Here is a 15,490-nt window from a genome sequence, read left to right as displayed (position 1 = left end):
TGACGATGAGTTCGCTGAAGGAACTGCAGGATTTGATTCACGAGAAGTACGGCATCGACCCATCGGAGCTGGACCCCACCACTTCCATGCGTGAAAAAGGCCTGGACTCTCTGGCGCTCGTCGAGTTCCTCTTTGCCGTGGAAGACCATTTCCACATCAACCTGCCTGACGTCGACTCCAACGTCGACACGCTGGCCGAGCTGGCCCTCGTGGTCGACAAGGTGAGGGCGGCGCAAACGCCGGCATGACGGGTTTGCTGTCCATCACCGGCCTGGGTGCCGTCGCGCCGCATGGCGACAGCCCCGAGGCGATCTTTGCCGCGGTGATGCGCGGCGAGTCCGCGGTGCAGGCGGTCTTTCCCGATCTGCCCAAACCCACCGCCGCGGCCACCACCTCCTTCGACCAGACCCGCTGGTTCAACAAGCTGCAGCTGGCCGGTGTCGACCGTGTCAGCCAGTTGGCCGTGGCCGCCGCCGATCTGGCCATCAAGGACGCCAACGCCACCGACTGCGACCCCGAGCGCATCGGCATCTACGTCGGCTGCGGCATGGGCGGTGCCGGCTCGCTCGAAGCCGCCTACCGCGGCGCGAGCAACCGCGTGCCGCCGCTCACCGTGCCCGCCTTCATGCCCAACGCGCCGGCCTCGCACATCGCGATGCGCCAGAAGGTGCTGGGCCCGGTGCTCACCTACTCGGTGGCCTGTTCCTCCTCGGCCATCGCCATCGCCGAAGCGGCCAAGGCCGTGCAGGCCGGCGAGGTCGACATGGCGATCGCCGGGGGCACCGAGGCACTCATCGTGCCCGGCGTGGTGCTCGCCTGGCAGGCCATGCAGACGCTCGCGGGCTTCGACCCGGCCGACCCGCAGGGTGCAGCCCGTTCGGTGCGCCCCTTCTCGGCCGACCGCAGCGGCTTCGCGCTGGGTGAAGGTTCGGCCTTTCTCGTCATCGAATCCGAAGCCCGCGCCAAGGCGCGTGGCGCGAGGCGCTACGCGACGCTCGGCGGCTGGGGCATCAGCACCGATGCCACCCACCTCACCAAACCCGACGCGCCGGGCCAGGCCCGCGCGCTGCGCGCCGCGCTCAAGCGCGCCGGCCTGCAGCCGGGCGACGTGGGTTACTGCAATGCGCACGGCACTGCGACGCGCATCGGCGACCCGATCGAATGCGAAGCGCTGGCGCAGGTCTGGGGCAGCGACCTCGACGGCCTGCGCGTGAGTTCCACCAAGGGGCTGCATGGCCACCTGCTCGGGGCTGCGGGAGCGCTCGAAGCGATGCTCACGGTGCTGGCTTTGCATCAGCGGCAACTGCCGCCGAATGCGAACCTGACTGAGGCCGACCCCGCCTGCCGTTTGAACCTCGTCGCCGAAAACGGCCTCGCCGCGCCGCAACTCGAAGCGGCGATCAGCAGTTCGTTTGCCTTTGGTGGTTCGAACGCGGTGCTGCTGTTCCAGCGCGCTTGATCGGGTTCAGGCCATCCCGCCGTTGATCGAGATGATCTGGCCGGTGATGTAGCCGGCTTCGGCGCTGGCCAGAAACGACACCAGCGCGGCCACTTCATCGGCTCGGCCCGCACGCTTCATCGGCACCATGCGGTCGATCGTGTCCTTGTCGAAGGTGCCCTCGGCCATGCCCGAATCGATGATGCCGGGCGCGACCGCGTTGACGGTGATTCCGCGGCTCGCGAGTTCCAGCGACAAGGCCTTGGTCGCGCTGTTGAGCGCCCCCTTGGCCGCCGCGTAGTTCACCTGCCCGCGGTTGCCGGTGATCGAGGCGATGGACGAGATGTTGACGATGCGCCCGAAGCGGGTGCGGATCATCGGCATCGTGAGCGGCTGCGTGACGTTGAAGAAGCCGTTGAGCGACACGTCGATCACCCCCTGCCACTGCGCCGTGCTCAGCGCGGGAAACGCCGCATCGTCATGCGTGCCGGCGTTGTTCACCAGCACCTGCACCGGCCCGCCTTCGAGCAGCTTGGCCAGCGCCGTTTGCGCGGCCTCGCGGTCGGCCACGTTGAAGGCCACGGCCTCGCCGCTGCCTCCGGTCGCTTCGATCTGCGCCACCACCTCCTGCGCGACGGCGAGGCGGCTGTTGGCGTGCACGATCACATGCAGGCCGTCGCGCGCGAGGCGCAGCGCGATGGCACGGCCGAGGTCGCCGCTGCCGCCAGTGACGAGTGCGCGTTTGCGGGCAGGAGTGTTCATGCGGGCAAGGGAGTGTTGAGCACGACGGCGGCCCGCCCTTCGGCAAGCGGCTTTCCATCGTGGCTGACGGTGAAGCTGTAGAGGATCTGGCGCGCATCGCCGCTTTGGCGCACGGCCTCGACCTGCAATTCGTCGACCCCAGCAGGCGGCAGGTCGTCGAGCCGCAGCACGTGCAGCTGCACGCCGCGCGCACTCGCCAGGAAGCCGGGGCTGGCCGCGGTGCCGGCGTCCTGCCCGATCAGCGCGCCGTGCAAGGCCATCGCCTGCGCGGCGTATTCGATGGCGCAGGGCGACATCAGGCCGCTGGCGGTGCGCAGCGGGTGGTCGGCGTCGCGGTGGTTGGTGGCCACGCAGACGATGCGCTGCGCATCCCAGGACTTCAGCCGTGCCAGCAGGCACATGCTGCCGCTGTGCGGGATGAGCGCGGCGATGCCGGCGCGGTCGAGCGTCTGATGCATGTGACTCAGGAGGCGCCCACCGGCTCGAGATCGAGCCGCAGGCTCGTGCCCGGCAAGTAGTCGAGCACCAGGCCCTGCTGCGCCCGCCCTTGGGCGAGCGCCACCAGCAGCGGCAGCGCCGCCGCAGCCGGGATGACTCGGCGCAGGGCATCGAGCGACGCATCGGCCATCGGCGCGGCCTGCGGCCCATCGCCGGCCAGGTGCACCGTCAGCGAAGCGATCGATTGCGCAGTGCGCGCCGGCGAGAGCAGCAGCGCCGCGCCGAAGTGGTCGGGCAAGGGCCGGGCGCTGTTCAGCGGTTCGGGGTAAGGCGAATCACTCGCCACGAGGAGGATGGGCTGGCCGTCGAGGCACACACTCGCGGCCGCTTCGATCAGCCCGGCGCCGAAGCTGCCGTTGAAGGCGCACAAGCTGGTCGACGATGCACGGCTGCCCACGGCGATGTGCCACGCGCCCGACGACGCGTTGTGGACCGAGTTGGTGAACCGGGTCGGCGACACCACCGGTGCAGGCGTGGCCAGCGCTTCGCACAAGGAATGGCAGTTGGAGCACTCGCCGCTCGACGAGGTGAAGACGGTGGCGAGCGTGCCGGCATCGACCTGCGCGGCGGCCACCGCTTCGTCGGCCACCGCCATCGCGAGCTTCACCGCACTGCCGGCACGGCGGCGCTCGGCCGCCGGCAGGCGCGCCGGGGGCGGCAGCACGGTGGCCGTGCTGGCGTGAAGCTGCTCGCCGCGCAACACCGCCTGCGAGGCGGCCCAGGTCGCCAAGCCCGGCCCGAGCAGGCCCACGCCTTGAATCCAGACCTGCAGGCCCTTGTGGTTCGTGCTCATGCGGCGCTCCCGAACACGAGGCTGGCGTTGGAGCCGCCGAAGCCGAAGGAATTGGAGAGCACGCGTTTCACCGGGCCTTCGCGGTTGCTGAGCAGGTAGTCGAGTTGCAGCGCGGGGTCGCGGTCCTGCACATTGAGGCCGGCCGGCATCAGGCCGTGCTGCAGAGCCAGCAGCGAGATTGCGGCCTCCACCCCGCCCGCCGCGCCCAGCGTGTGCCCGGTTGCGCCCTTGGTCGAGCTGGCCGGGGTGGCGGTGCCGAAAACCTGGCGCACCGCGTTGTCTTCGGCCGCGTCGTTGCTCGGCGTGGCGGTGCCGTGCAGGTTGATGTAGTCGATGTCGCCCGGCTGCAGGCCCGCCGACGCGAGCGCAGCGCGCATCGCCGCGATGGCGCCCGCGCCTTCGGGGTGCGGCGTGCTCATGTGATAGCCGTCGTTGCTTTCACCGACGCCGAGCAGCCAGCCCTGCGGGTGCGTGGACTCGCGTTCGAGCAACGCAAAGGCCGCGGCCTCGCCGATCGACAGGCCCTTGCGCGCCCCGTCCCACGGGCGGCAGATCTCGTCGGACAGCAGCTCCAGCGAATTGAAGCCATAGAGCGTGGTGAGGCACAGGCTGTCGACACCGCCCACCACGGCCGCGTCGATCAGGCCGAGCTGCATCAGGCGCGCCGCGGTGCCGAAGACCTTGGCACTCGACGAGCAGGCGGTCGACACCACCCAGCTCGGGCCCTGCAGGTCGAGGGCCTGGGCCGCGAAGGCCGCGACCGAGTAGGTGTTCTGGGTGGGGCCGTAGAGGAAGTCGGCCGGCAGCGACCCGTCGGCCTCGCGGCGGCGATAGGCCAGCTCGGTCTGCAGCAGGCCCGAGGTGCTGGTGCCGAGAAAGACGCCCACGCGGTCGGCGCCCCAGCGGGCACGCGCCGCGGCCACCGCCTCGAGAAAGCCGTCTTGCTGCAGCCCGAGCCAGGCGAGGCGGTTGTTCCGGCAATCGAAGTTGGCGAGCGGGGCCGGCAGGTGCGCCGCATCGACGCCGGCGACCTCGCCCACCCAGGTGGGCAGGGGCAGGTCCAGGAACTTGACCGGCGCCAGGCCGCTGCGCATTTCGCGCAGCGCCGCCAGCGTGGCCTCCAGGCCGAGCCCGAGCGCGGAAGTCACGGTGTAGGCCGAAATGGCAACAGGATTCATCGGGACGCGACCCTTGCGATGAGCAGAACATTGGCGAACGGTGTGCCCTGGCTCATGGGCTGGCTGCGCACCTCGAAACCCAGCGATTCCAGCTGGGCGATCCATTGGGGCAGCGTGCGCCCGCACTGTGGCAGCACGCGGCCGTGACGCACCAGCATCACCGCGGCATCGACCCACCGGCTGAAAGCGAAACGGCGGCTGTACGCTGCGTCGGCCACGCGCAGCAGCAGCACGCCGCCCGGAGCAAGCGCGCGCCGCACCTTGGCGAGCACCGCATCCTGGTCGGGCGCGCTCACGTAGTGCAGCACGTCGAGGAGCACGGCCACGTCGGCCTCCGGAAACGGCGTGCTGCGCATGTCGCCGCAGACGAACTCGGCCGTGTCGCCGAGCGCCGTGCGGGCGCGGTCGACGTCGCGCTGAACGAGTTCGATGCCGGTCAGGCGAACGCCGGCCGGCGCGGCGGCCCATCCCTGCGGCCACAGCCCTTGCGAATGAAGCTGCTGGCCGGCGCGCAGCAGGCTGGCGAGCAGGCCCTGGCCGCAGCCGATGTCGAGCACGCGTGCACGCGGGGCGATCAGGCCCTGGCTCAGCAGGTGGCGGAAGACCGGGTCGCGGCCCAGCTTGCCGCGGGCGAAACCCCAGGCGAAACGGCCGTCCCGGAGGTAGGGCTGGCTGGCGGCATCGAGCAGCGCCGGCCAGGCCTCGGTAGCCGCCGCGTGGAGCACCGCGCTCATGCGGCGGCCCCCATGCCCTGCGGCAGGGTCACGCACTTCAGGGACAGTTCGTCGAAGCGCTTCAGCAGCGCCGGCAGCACCTCGAGCACCACCGGCCGCCCAGTGGCGGCAATGGCCGAACCGCGGTCGTGCAGCAGCAGGATGTCGCCGGCGGCCAGGTTGCGGGTGAGGCGCTTGAGCACATCGGCGGGGTCGCGGCGCGCGGTGTCGAAGCCGCGGCGCGTCCAGCTCACAAGTTGCAGGCCGCGCGCCTGCAGCACGGGGGCAAGGAACATGTTGCGAAAGCCGGCCGGCGCGCGGAAGTACAGCGGCCGTTGTCCGGTGAGCTGGGTCAGCGCGTCCTGCGAGCGGTCGACCTCGTCGGCCATGCTGTGAGGCCCGTTGAAGGAGAAGGTGTGCGAATGGCGATGGGTGTGGTTCTGCACGCTGTGGCCGCGCGCGAGGATCTCGCGCACGAGCGCTGGGTGGCGCGCCGCCTGTTCGGCGATGCAGAAGAAGGTGACGCGGGCGCCGTGGGCGTCGAGCAGGTCCAGCACCGCCGGGGTGACCTCCGGGTCCGGGCCATCGTCGAGGGTCAGGGCCACCTCGCGGCGCCGCACGGCGGCTTCGGGCAGGCGGCGCACGTTGGGGCCCATCCAGCTGGAGCGCGGGCTCAGCACGCCCAGCACGAGCAGCAGGTGGTCGAGCACCACCAACCCGACGGCCCAGGGCCACAGCGCCGACTCGATGACCACCGCCAGCACCGCGCCCACATGGCACACCAGGCTGGCCTTGACCAGCACCGGGGCGTGCCAGCGCACGGCGTGGGCCGGGTGCGTCAAGGGGGTGGAGGACTGCATGGGAAACAAGCGCGTAGCGCGGGTGGGAAGCGTGGGGAGAGGGTGTGCAAGGGGCCCGCCCGCCGAGGGTGCAGCCGGGCCGCGATTTTTGCACAGGGACCCCTCCGGCACCGGCCTGGGGTCAGGGCAGATTCAACGCTTGCGCCGGGGGATGAACGCGGCCGAGAGCAGCAGGCTCAGCACGATGCCGGGCGCCACCACCTGCCCCACCGCCGACAGCACCGGGATGCTCGAAAACGCCAGCAGCAGGAAGGAGATGCCGGCGGTGATGTTGGCCAGCGCCAGCGACGCCAGCGTGTCGGTGTCGACGACGAACGGGGTGCCGGGCGCCTGCGCCTTTTCCTGGGCCCGGATCTGGTCGAAGAAGAGTGCGTAGTTGGAGCCGATGGCCACCGCCAGCAGCAGGCCCACCAGGTGCAGGATGCCCAGCGCCACGCCGAGGCCGGTCATCACGGCCAGCACGATCACCACCGAGGCGGCCACCGGCTGCGCGATGCGCAGGAGCCGCCGCCACGAGCGCAGGTGCACGCCCAGCAGCACACACACCGCGAGCGCGCCCAGCAGCGCCTGCACGAGCGCTTCCTTCAGGTAGCGGGCGTAGAGCGAGCTCACCTCGTCGGCGATGTTGACCACATGGGTGCCGGGCAGGTCGGCCAGTGCGGCGCGCAGGGCGGCGACCTCGACGGTGCCGGCCGGGTCGACCGGCTGCACGCGCAGCAGCGCGCGCCAGGGGCGGCTGCCCCCGCCCGATGCGTCGCCCGGCAGCACCTGCGCGGACAGCGCGGCGGCCAGCGGCGTGCCCTTCAGCGACGCGAGCGTGAGCGTCGGCTGCGCACGGGCAGCCTCCACGTCGGTGAGGAAGGCGCCCAGGCGGCGCGCGGGCAAAGGGCCGTCGGCCGTGGCCTGCGCGAGGTTGGCGGCGAGCACCGCCGGCTCGGGCAGGGCCTCGCGCCTGCGCTGCTGCGTGGCCGGGCTCGGCAACAGCCTGGCCGGCGATTCGTAGCCGCCGATCGCGCCCGAGGCCACGAGCTTGTCGAGCCGCAGGCCCGCGGCTTCGGCCTGCATCAGCACGCCTGCCTCGTCGGCCGCGGCCACCGCGACGATGGTGCCGTTGTCGGAGGCCCCGATCTCCCGGCGCAGCTCTTCGTCGAGCTTGATCTGCTCAGGCCCGACCGGGTTGAGCGAGGCGAGGTTGGCGTGCCACGCCGAGGGCCACCAGGCCAGCGCGGCGGCGGCCACGAGCGTCACCGCCACCAGCGGCCACCGGAGCCGCGGCAGCACCGCGCTGCAGGCGCCCACAGCCTGGCCCAGCCGGCGCCGCATGCCGACACCGGGTGCGCCGTCGGGTGCGATCACGGTGTAGACGTAGCGGGTGGTGAGCGCCGCGGCGGCGAGGCCGGCCACCGAGAAGAGACCCAGTTGCGCCAGGCCCGGGAAGCCCGAGAACAGCAGCGCCGCGAAGCCGCAGATGGAGGTCCACAGGCCCAGGCGCACGGTGGGCCAGCTGTCGAGCGTCCAGCGGCGTGCCCCATCGCCCGGCGGCGCGCCGGGGCGCGAGCGGGCCTGGATCAGGTAGTAGATGGCGTAGTCGACCGCCTCGCCGATGAGCGTGGTGCCGAAGCCGAGCGTCATGCCGTGCACGTTGCCGAAGGCCAGGCTCACCGCCGCCACGCCGGCGAGCACACCGCAAGCCACCGGCAGCACCGCGATCAGCAGCGTGCGCAGCGAGCCCCCGAACGAGAAGAGGAGGATGCCGACGATCGCCACGCCACCGGCGAGCGCGAGCAGTTCCACCTCGTGTTTGATCTTGGCGCGCGAGCCGACGGCGAAACTGGCCGGTCCCGTGACGAGCAGGCTCACACCCTCGGCCTTGAGCGCGCCGAAACTTTCGCGCACCTGCGCCAGCGCCTTCTCCTGGCCGTCGAGATCGGCCCCGTCGGCGTGCGTGGTGGCGAGCAGCACCGCACGCTTGCCGTCTTGCGACACCCACACGCCACCTTCCATGCGCGGCGACTGCGCGGGCAACATGCCCTCGGCCATGCGGATGGTCTCGCCCGTCGGGTCGCGCAGGATCACCGGCTTGATGAGCGAGCCGGCCGGCGTGCCGAGCAGGGAGGTGGTCTCGTCGATGCCGGCCTTGAGCCCCTCGACGCTGAAACGCTGCGCATCGACCGCGGGGCTCAGCAGGTAACGGTGTTCGAAGAGGAACTTGCCGGTGGCCTCGAACTGCGAGGTGTCGCCGTTGTGGACGGCGTCGAACGCACCGCTCCCGCGCAAGGATTTCGCCAGCTGCTTCGAAGCAGTCTGCCGCGCCGCGGGTGTGCCGCCTTCGAGCCCGATCAGCACCAGCCGCGCCGCGACGCCGCTGCGCAGCTGGTCGAGCAGCACGGACTGTTCAGCGCTCGGGGTCGATGGCAGGAAGGCCGACAGGTCGGCCACATAGTGCGTGCGCGCGGCAATGGCAATCGCGGCCGCCACGCAGGCCAGCCATACCACCAGCACGCCTCGGCGAAGCAAAGCCGAGGCGCGATGCGGGCTGCCCTCTTCGGGGTTCAATTCGGCGCGCTCGCCGCGCGCACGGACGAGACCTGCTCGATGCTCATCACCGAGCGGTCGCCATCGGCCATCACGACCGTCACCTCACGCACCCACGACTGCTGGCCGGCGATCTGCACCGAACGCACCAGGTCGCGCACCTGCGGCTCGATGGGCACGAGTTCCATCAGCCAGCGCTGCGGCTGGCCCGACACGTTGGCGATGAAGTTGCGCTCGATGGCCTGGCGGTTGCCGGTGAGGGTGCCGCGGATCGCCTCGGTCATCACGGCGGCTTCGGGCACGGCGTCGAGCCGCAGCGTGCGGGTGCGGTTGCCAGAGGTCAGGGTCAGGATGTTGCCCACCACCGAAACCTTCTCCGGGCGCGGCTTGAGGGTCTCGCGCACGAAGGTGTCGGGTGCGGAAAAGCTGAGGCGGCCCGAGGACTCGAGCGTGCGCTCGAGCATGGCCACCGAACGTTTCTCGGTGAACACCGCCTCGCCGCTCTTGACCTGCGACATCAGGCGCGAGAGTTCGGGCAGGTCGAAGGCCCGGGCATGCAGCGGCAGCGCCAGGGCAAGCAGGAGACCCGCAAGAAGACCGACGGTCGGCCAGAACTCACGGCGAGGGAGGAGTCGCATCGGCAGCAGCCCAGAAGTCGTAGAAGTTGAACCAGTTGTACGGAGACTCAACGCACGCGGCCTCGATCCGGCGCACATAGCGCTCCAGGGCCTCGCGCACCAGGCGGTCGACCACCTCGCGGGGCTCGTTCGAGAGGCCGCGGAAGTCGGCCAGCTCGTCGAACACCAGCTCGTAGCGCCTGCCGCCATGGTAGAGGCCGGCACTGAACACGACGCGCCGCTTGAGCATGGCCGCCAGGCGGAAAGGGCCATCGGAAAACGGGGCCGGCTTGCCGAGGAAATCGAACCAGAGGGTGTGCGAACGCCCAGCCGCACCGGGCAGGGTGCGGTCGCCCAGCATGCCGGCGATGCCGCCCCCGTCGAGGAAGCGGCGCAGGGCCAGCATCGCGCCGGCCTGTCCGAGTGCGATGGTGTGCAGCTTGGCCTTGGGTGCCACCGCCGCCAGCATGGTGTTGATCATGCGGGCGTTGTTCTCGTACATGAGCATCGCGACTCGCTCGCCATGCGCCTCGCCACCCGCGCGCATGGCCTCGAAGCTGCCGAGGTGCGCGCCGATGGTGATGACGCCTTCGCCCTCGCGCAGCGGCCGGTGCACCACCTCGCCGTTCGTGGTCGTCACGTCGAAGAGCTCGTAGCGCTCGCGCAGGAAGTAGATGCGGTCGAGCACCGTGGAGGCGAAGGCGTGCACGTGGCGGTACACGTCGGCGAGGCCCGCCGGGCGCTTGAGCACGCGCGAGAGATAGTCTTTCGATGCACGACGGGCCTTGCCGTTGGCCAGCACGAAGTAGAGCGTGATCGGGTGCAGCAGCAGGCGCGTCAGCGTGCGGCCGGCACCCACCGCGATCAGACGGATCAGCGTCAGCGCCCACATGTGGCTGCGTTCGGGCTCGGTGGACCAGTCCACCTTGGCGCCCGCCTTGGATGGCTCGGTCATGGCGTGCGTTCGAAATGCCCCGAGGCCACCGCTCGCTCACCGACCTTCACCTCGAAGCGCACGGCGCTCGCGCTCTCGCTGAACACGATCGACAAGGTGCTGCCCGGGCGCACCGGCGAGAGAAACTTGGCCGCCCCGAGGCGCGGCGTGGCACCGACCGCAGCCGCCAGGGCCGGATCGCGCAGCACGGCCTCCAGCACTTCGGACAGCAACGACACACCCGGCAGCAAGGGCTGGCCGGGGAAGTGGCCGGCAAACGCCGGATGGTCGAGGGGAATGAAAACGTCCACCGAAACGCTCGCGAAAGGAATGGGAGGGCTCAGCGGCGCGAGGCGGCGGCCAACGCCTGCTCGGCCCAGGCGGCGAACGCGCCGGTCGGCAGCTTGCCCGTGCCCTGCACCCGCGGCAGTTCGGGCACCTGCACCACGCGGCGCGGCAGGAAAGCCGTGTCGACGCGCAGGCGCATCTCGGCGACCACGCGCTTGTGGATCTCCTCGGCCGACACGTCGGGCGCGACCACGAAGGCGACCAGGCGGACCACGCCATCGGGGGCGTCGTGCGGGAGCCAGAAGGCGCCGTCGCGCACGCCTTCGATGCCGTTGAGGTGGTAGTTGAGGTGGCCGAGCGAGCTGCGCTTGCCGGCGATGTTGATGAGGTCGTTGGAGCGGCCGAGCAGGCGGAAGCTCGTGGGGCTCAGCACTTCGAGCACATCGGCGAGCGTGGTGGGCTGCGGCACGTGCCCGCCTTGCGCCACGGCGGCCTCGGCGTCGCCGGTGAGGTGCACGCCGCTGAAGGTGGTCCATTCGGCGCCTTGCACTGTGCGTCGCGTGGCCACCTGGCCGGTTTCGGTGGAGCCGTAGATCTCCATCAGCGGGGCGGCGAGCGCGGCCTCGGCCCGCGCGGCCAGCTGCGGCGACAGCGGCGCGGTGGCGCACAGCGTGAGGTCGATCGCCGGCAGCTCGACGCCCGACTCGACCAGCGACTTGAGGTGGAACGGGGTCGTCACCAGCATGCGCGGCCGTGGCGCGCGGGCCAGGGCGGCGGCGATGTCGGCAGGGTAGAACGGCCGCTCGGTGTCGATCGTGGCACCGGCCAGAAGCGACAGCAGCACGCTCGACTCGAAGCCGTACATGTGCTGCGCCGGCACCGTGGCGACGAGGGTCACGCCGGTGAAGCTCGGCAAGCCCATCTGCTCGGCCAGGCGCTGCGCTTCGGCTTCGACGCCGATCCGAAGGTAGTGCCAGGCCTTGGGGTGCGGCACCGGCGCGCCGGTGGAGCCGGAGGTCAGCACCTGCACCGCGATGGCGGCGTCGTCGACCTCGGGAACGGCCTGGGCGGCCGGGATGGGCGCGTGGGCCTCGGCGTGCCAGACGGTGTGCAGCCCCGTGCTGCCGGCCACGTGGTCGGTGAGCACGTAGGTGCCGGGAAAGAGCGCGCTCAGGCGCTCGATCATGTCGGGCGTGAAATTGGGCGGCAGCAGGCTGCGCTGGCCGCGCAGCAGCGCCGCGCCGAGGCCCACCGCGAAGCGGTAGCGGTCGCCGCTCAGGTTGAGCATCGCGCCGGTCTCGGGCAGGCGGGCGGACAGGGCCTCCACGTCGGCAAGGTACTGGCGGCGCGAAATGGGCTGGCCGTGGCGCCAGGCGAGGGGTGCCTCGAGGTCACCCGCCCACAGCAGCGGCGAGGCGCTCACTGCGGCACCCGCGGCGCCGCGGGCTTGCTGGTGTTCATGTAGGCATTGATCGCATCGGCCACGGTGGACCGCGCGAATTCGGGGTGCAGGCGGTAGCGCAACGAAAACTCGCCGATGAACATGGTGGCGGTGGCGATGGGGGTGATCAGGTTGGCGAAAACGGCCCAGGTGTCGAAGCTGAAGCCGAAGAAGAGCACCAGCGAGATGGCGACGATCACGAGGAAGAAGATCGTCCAGGCCGCCGTCACCTGTCGGGTGTAGGCGAAATGCGCCGGCGGCAGATCCTTGCCATGCACGCGCTGCGCCACGGCGGTGATGATGGAAATCCGGCCCGGCCGAAGCGTGCTGCCGAAGAAGAGCGCGAGGAAGAAATTGATGCCGGCGTGCTGCAGCAGGTACAGCACATGCGAGGGGACCTGGATGCCGAGCATCGCCAGCACGCAAAGAGTCGCCAGCACGAGCGCCGCGCAGAGGGCCACAGCCCGGTGACCACTGCGCCACGTGCCCAGGATCAGGATCACGAGCATCGGCGACAGCACGCCGACGACGTTCCAGGCCGACGCTTCGGTCTGCGTCATCAGCCAGTGCGAGGCCAGCACGTACAGCAGGCCGACCCCGAGCACCAGGCCGACGCGCAAGGCAATGCGGGCTTGCATGCCACTCACCTCACTTCGTGCGGTTGGCGGCGATGTGGTCCGTCAGGCTGGCGAGCGAGGTGAAGATGCGCACGTTGTCCTGGTCGTCCGAGCGCAGCTGGAAGCCGTAGCGCTGCGACACCACGAGGGCGACTTCGAGGATGTCGATCGAATCCAGCCCTAGGCCTTCGCCGTAGAGCGGGGCCTGCGGGTCGATCGTCTCGGGCGCGGTCTCGAGGTTGAGCGCTTCGACGAGCAGCGCGGCCACTTCGCGCTGAAGCTCGGTTTGGGTGGAAGTCATGCGTGAAATCGGTGGGTGGTGGCCGTGGCGCGGGTGCGCGCAGGCCCGGTTCGGCGGGGGTCGGAGTTTATCAAACGGGGGTATGGCAATCGCCCCGCCCACACGGGTGAAAACGCGGGGCGTCAGCGCTCGAACGGGCGCGTCAGCGCGAAGCCGCTGCCATCGGTGACGCCGTCCGCGGGCATCGCGCCAGTGCCACGCGCGGCGGCGTTCAGGCGATCGATCTCGGCATAGGCGAAACGCAACTGGCCTTCCAGCCGCGTGACGGACGAGCGCTGCTCGGCGGCAAACGCAGCCTGGCGTTCACGGGCCGACAGCTTTTCCTTTTCCAGTTCGGCTTGGAGGCGCGCGTTCACAGCCCGCGCGTTCTGGGTGCTGGCGGCGACCTGCTCGCGAGCCGCGGCCACGAGCCGGGCATGGCGGGCCGCCGCTCGGCTGCCGATGACGCGCCACGTCACGGCGGCGCCCAGCGCAGCACCGACCAGGCCGGCGCTCAGTGCCGTTGCAATTCCCATCACGTCCATCGTCGCCCCTTCCCTCGCAGCGCGTGCCGTCGGGGGCGGGCGTCGCTGCGCAAGACCCTGAGCGTAACGAGGCTGTGCCGACTTGTCAGGCCCGATGGCTCATGGCGCCGTGACAAAGTGCGCGCTGACCTGCAAATCCGTGTTGCAAGGCAGCACCTCAGGCGCGCCGGGGCCTCACCTTGGCGGCGGCGGCCTTGGCGTTCCGGCGTGCGACCTCCACGTCGGCATCGAAGGCCAGCGCCACGCCCATGCGGCGTTTCACGAAGCTTTCAGGCTTGCCAAAGAGGCGCAGCTCGGTGTTGGGCAGCCGCAGCGCCTCGTCGACACCGTCGAAGGCGATGCCGGCCGCGTCGACGCCGCCGTAGATCACCGCGCTCGCGCCCGGGCTCTTGAGCGCTGTGTTGACCGGCAGGCCGAGGATGGCGCGGGCGTGCAGCTCGAATTCGTTCTGCCACTGCGTGATCATGGTGACCATGCCGGTGTCGTGCGGGCGTGGGCTGACCTCGCTGAACCAGACCTGCTCACCTTTGACGAAGAGCTCGACGCCGAAGATGCCTTGGCCACCGAGGTTGTCGGTCACGGCCTTGGCGATGTCGCGCGAGCGCTGCAGCGCCACCGGCGACATGGGGTGCGGCTGCCAGCTTTCCACATAGTCGCCGCTGACCTGGATGTGACCGATGGGGTCGCAGAAATGCGTCTCGACCTGGCCGTTCGCACCGAGGGCGCGCACGGTGAGCTGGGTGATCTCGTAGTCAAAATCGATGAAGCCTTCGACGATCACGCGGCCGTGGCTGACGCGGCCACCGGCCATCGCGTAGTCCCACGCCCTCTGGACGTCGGCCGGGCCGTCGATCTTGCTCTGGCCCTTGCCGGAGCTGCTCATCACGGGTTTGACGATGCAGGGGTAACCGATCCCCTTGTCGATGGCGGCTTGCAGCTCTTGCAGCGAGTCGCAGAACACATAAGGGCTGGTCGGCAGCTTCAGCGTCTCGGCCGCCAGGCGGCGGATGCCTTCGCGGTCCATCGTCAGGCGCGCGGCGCGGGCCGTCGGAATCACACGCACGGTGCCCGCGGCCTCGAGTTCTTCGAGCATCGGCGTGGCGATCGCCTCGATCTCGGGCACGACGAGATGGGGCCGCTCGGCCTCGATCAACGCCTTGAGCTGCGCCGGGTCGCTCATCGTGATGGTGCGGGCATGGTGCGCCACCTGCTGGCCGGGGGCGTGCTCGTAGCGGTCGACGGCGATCGTCTCTACGCCCAGGCGCTGCAGCGCGATCAGCACTTCCTTGCCCAGCTCGCCGCTGCCCAGCAGCATGACTTTCGTGGCCGAAGGGGACAGGGGGGTGCCGAGGGTCGTCATAGGAGCTCTTGAAGTGCTGAACGAGGCGCCATTCTAGAAAGACGATGCTCAACAAAGATTTATCATCGCGGCCCATGCCGTCCGCCCACCACGACGTGGCGCAGATCCGCCTGGACAACGCAATGGCGCTGTTCGACGAGTTCGTGCACGCCACCGTCAAACATGCCGATGCCGCCACCCTGCGCGGCCTGGAGCGCCGCTTTGCAGAGCGGCTGCAGATCCAGCCCAGCTACTGGAGCCAGATCAAGGGCCGCTCGCGCCAGATCGGCGAGCGCCTCGCGCGCCAGTTCGAGCAGCTGAGCCACAAACCCGTGGGCTGGATGGACGAGCCGCATGGCACCGGCACCCCGGGCGCAAGCGCCCTGCAGGCCGATCCGGAACCCGCACCCACCATGCCGCAGGACGACGACGAACGCTTCATCGTCGGTCTCGTGCTGACCTACTACCGGCGCCACCCGCAACGCGCCCGCACGCGCCTGCTCGACCTCCTCGGCGAAGTGCTGGCCCCAGCGCCGCCCGCGCCGACTGCGGCAGCGAAGAAACCCGCTCCGACCGACGACCCGCACACGCTCTGGCTCAGCACCCAGGCCGGCGTGGCGCCGCTGAAGCGAAAGCGCTGACCCCCTAGAAA

General features: G+C 70.4%; 18 protein-coding genes. 3 read left to right on the top strand and 15 right to left on the bottom strand.

Features of this window, described 5'->3' with window-relative positions; all coding sequences use genetic code 11:
- Positions 1–5 precede the first annotated feature (5 nt).
- Positions 6–248, top strand: coding sequence for an acyl carrier protein (locus tag RXV79_RS02780; RefSeq protein ID WP_296723358.1), 243 nt, complete (start codon positions 6–8; stop codon positions 246–248).
- Positions 245–1,459, top strand: coding sequence for a beta-ketoacyl-[acyl-carrier-protein] synthase family protein (locus RXV79_RS02775; protein WP_316701932.1), 1,215 nt, complete (start codon positions 245–247; stop codon positions 1,457–1,459). Before RXV79_RS02780 ends, RXV79_RS02775 begins: the two co-directional genes overlap by 4 nt.
- Before the next feature lie 6 nt (positions 1,460–1,465).
- Here RXV79_RS02775 and fabG read toward each other — a convergent pair whose 3' ends face one another.
- The 15 genes from fabG to purT form a co-directional block, all read right to left on the bottom strand.
- Positions 1,466–2,200: a 3-oxoacyl-ACP reductase FabG gene (fabG, locus tag RXV79_RS02770; protein ID WP_316701930.1), complete on the bottom strand. Its 735-nt coding sequence runs from the start codon at positions 2,198–2,200 to the stop codon at positions 1,466–1,468.
- Complete coding sequence (locus RXV79_RS02765) at positions 2,197–2,658, bottom strand: hotdog family protein (protein ID WP_316701928.1); 462 nt, start codon at positions 2,656–2,658, stop codon at positions 2,197–2,199. The genes fabG and RXV79_RS02765 overlap by 4 nt, the downstream gene beginning before the upstream one ends.
- A gap of 5 nt (positions 2,659–2,663) precedes the next feature.
- Positions 2,664–3,491, bottom strand: coding sequence for a beta-ketoacyl synthase chain length factor (locus RXV79_RS02760; protein ID WP_316701926.1), 828 nt, complete (start codon positions 3,489–3,491; stop codon positions 2,664–2,666).
- Positions 3,488–4,669: a beta-ketoacyl-[acyl-carrier-protein] synthase family protein gene (locus RXV79_RS02755; protein ID WP_316701925.1), complete on the bottom strand. Its 1,182-nt coding sequence runs from the start codon at positions 4,667–4,669 to the stop codon at positions 3,488–3,490. The genes RXV79_RS02760 and RXV79_RS02755 overlap by 4 nt, the downstream gene beginning before the upstream one ends.
- Complete coding sequence (locus RXV79_RS02750; protein WP_316701923.1) at positions 4,666–5,403, bottom strand: class I SAM-dependent methyltransferase; 738 nt, start codon at positions 5,401–5,403, stop codon at positions 4,666–4,668. Before RXV79_RS02750 ends, RXV79_RS02755 begins: the two co-directional genes overlap by 4 nt.
- On the bottom strand, positions 5,400–6,242 hold the full coding sequence (locus RXV79_RS02745) for a polysaccharide deacetylase family protein (protein WP_316701921.1): 843 nt from the start codon (positions 6,240–6,242) through the stop codon (positions 5,400–5,402). Before RXV79_RS02745 ends, RXV79_RS02750 begins: the two co-directional genes overlap by 4 nt.
- A gap of 132 nt (positions 6,243–6,374) precedes the next feature.
- Entirely contained in the window at positions 6,375–8,798 is a 2,424-nt protein-coding gene (locus RXV79_RS02740) for an MMPL family transporter (protein ID WP_316701919.1), read from the bottom strand.
- Entirely contained in the window at positions 8,795–9,415 is a 621-nt protein-coding gene (locus RXV79_RS02735; RefSeq protein WP_316701917.1) for a LolA-related protein, read from the bottom strand. The genes RXV79_RS02740 and RXV79_RS02735 overlap by 4 nt, the downstream gene beginning before the upstream one ends.
- A complete protein-coding gene (locus tag RXV79_RS02730) occupies positions 9,393–10,349 on the bottom strand; it encodes a lysophospholipid acyltransferase family protein (protein ID WP_316701916.1) in 957 nt (318 codons plus the stop codon). Before RXV79_RS02730 ends, RXV79_RS02735 begins: the two co-directional genes overlap by 23 nt.
- Positions 10,346–10,639, bottom strand: a complete 294-nt coding sequence (locus tag RXV79_RS02725; RefSeq protein WP_316701914.1) for an ApeI family dehydratase — start codon at positions 10,637–10,639, stop codon at positions 10,346–10,348. Before RXV79_RS02725 ends, RXV79_RS02730 begins: the two co-directional genes overlap by 4 nt.
- 29 nt (positions 10,640–10,668) lie before the next feature.
- Positions 10,669–12,039, bottom strand: coding sequence for an AMP-binding protein (locus RXV79_RS02720; protein WP_316701910.1), 1,371 nt, complete (start codon positions 12,037–12,039; stop codon positions 10,669–10,671).
- The gene (locus RXV79_RS02715; RefSeq protein WP_316701908.1) at positions 12,036–12,695 is read right to left on the bottom strand and encodes a COG4648 family protein; all 660 of its coding nucleotides are present in this window, start codon (positions 12,693–12,695) and stop codon (positions 12,036–12,038) included. Before RXV79_RS02715 ends, RXV79_RS02720 begins: the two co-directional genes overlap by 4 nt.
- 10 nt (positions 12,696–12,705) lie before the next feature.
- Positions 12,706–12,975: a phosphopantetheine-binding protein gene (locus tag RXV79_RS02710; protein ID WP_296723397.1), complete on the bottom strand. Its 270-nt coding sequence runs from the start codon at positions 12,973–12,975 to the stop codon at positions 12,706–12,708.
- 122 nt (positions 12,976–13,097) lie between these two features.
- Entirely contained in the window at positions 13,098–13,499 is a 402-nt protein-coding gene (locus RXV79_RS02705) for a hypothetical protein (RefSeq protein WP_316701906.1), read from the bottom strand.
- A 157-nt stretch (positions 13,500–13,656) separates the two neighbouring features.
- Complete coding sequence (purT, locus tag RXV79_RS02700) at positions 13,657–14,859, bottom strand: formate-dependent phosphoribosylglycinamide formyltransferase (protein WP_316701905.1); 1,203 nt, start codon at positions 14,857–14,859, stop codon at positions 13,657–13,659.
- 74 nt (positions 14,860–14,933) lie between these two features.
- Between purT and RXV79_RS02695 the strand changes: the two genes are divergently transcribed.
- Positions 14,934–15,479 carry a hypothetical protein gene (locus RXV79_RS02695; protein WP_316701904.1) on the top strand — a complete coding sequence of 182 codons (546 nt, stop codon included), beginning with the start codon at positions 14,934–14,936 and terminating at the stop codon, positions 15,477–15,479.
- Positions 15,480–15,490: the final 11 nt, after the last annotated feature.

Origin of the sequence: Piscinibacter gummiphilus, assembly GCF_032681285.1 — a bacterium.
Taxonomy (GTDB): domain Bacteria; phylum Pseudomonadota; class Gammaproteobacteria; order Burkholderiales; family Burkholderiaceae_C; genus Rhizobacter; species Rhizobacter gummiphilus_A.
This window is presented reverse-complemented; position numbering and strand designations above follow the sequence as displayed.

What these genes read in the sequence shown, in the direction of transcription:
- RXV79_RS02780 (WP_296723358.1), top strand. Translation starts at nt 6, where the DNA reads ATGAGTTCGCTGAAGGAACTGCAGGATTTGATTCACGAGAAGTACGGC.
- RXV79_RS02775 (WP_316701932.1), top strand. Translation starts at nt 245, where the DNA reads ATGACGGGTTTGCTGTCCATCACCGGCCTGGGTGCCGTCGCGCCGCAT.
- fabG (WP_316701930.1), bottom strand. Translation starts at nt 2,200, where the DNA reads ATGAACACTCCTGCCCGCAAACGCGCACTCGTCACTGGCGGCAGCGGC.
- RXV79_RS02765 (WP_316701928.1), bottom strand. Translation starts at nt 2,658, where the DNA reads ATGCATCAGACGCTCGACCGCGCCGGCATCGCCGCGCTCATCCCGCAC.
- RXV79_RS02760 (WP_316701926.1), bottom strand. Translation starts at nt 3,491, where the DNA reads ATGAGCACGAACCACAAGGGCCTGCAGGTCTGGATTCAAGGCGTGGGC.
- RXV79_RS02755 (WP_316701925.1), bottom strand. Translation starts at nt 4,669, where the DNA reads ATGAATCCTGTTGCCATTTCGGCCTACACCGTGACTTCCGCGCTCGGG.
- RXV79_RS02750 (WP_316701923.1), bottom strand. Translation starts at nt 5,403, where the DNA reads ATGAGCGCGGTGCTCCACGCGGCGGCTACCGAGGCCTGGCCGGCGCTG.
- RXV79_RS02745 (WP_316701921.1), bottom strand. Translation starts at nt 6,242, where the DNA reads ATGCAGTCCTCCACCCCCTTGACGCACCCGGCCCACGCCGTGCGCTGG.
- RXV79_RS02735 (WP_316701917.1), bottom strand. Translation starts at nt 9,415, where the DNA reads ATGCGACTCCTCCCTCGCCGTGAGTTCTGGCCGACCGTCGGTCTTCTT.
- RXV79_RS02730 (WP_316701916.1), bottom strand. Translation starts at nt 10,349, where the DNA reads ATGACCGAGCCATCCAAGGCGGGCGCCAAGGTGGACTGGTCCACCGAG.
- RXV79_RS02715 (WP_316701908.1), bottom strand. Translation starts at nt 12,695, where the DNA reads ATGCAAGCCCGCATTGCCTTGCGCGTCGGCCTGGTGCTCGGGGTCGGC.
- RXV79_RS02710 (WP_296723397.1), bottom strand. Translation starts at nt 12,975, where the DNA reads ATGACTTCCACCCAAACCGAGCTTCAGCGCGAAGTGGCCGCGCTGCTC.
- RXV79_RS02705 (WP_316701906.1), bottom strand. Translation starts at nt 13,499, where the DNA reads ATGGACGTGATGGGAATTGCAACGGCACTGAGCGCCGGCCTGGTCGGT.
- purT (WP_316701905.1), bottom strand. Translation starts at nt 14,859, where the DNA reads ATGACGACCCTCGGCACCCCCCTGTCCCCTTCGGCCACGAAAGTCATG.
- RXV79_RS02695 (WP_316701904.1), top strand. Translation starts at nt 14,934, where the DNA reads ATGCCGTCCGCCCACCACGACGTGGCGCAGATCCGCCTGGACAACGCA.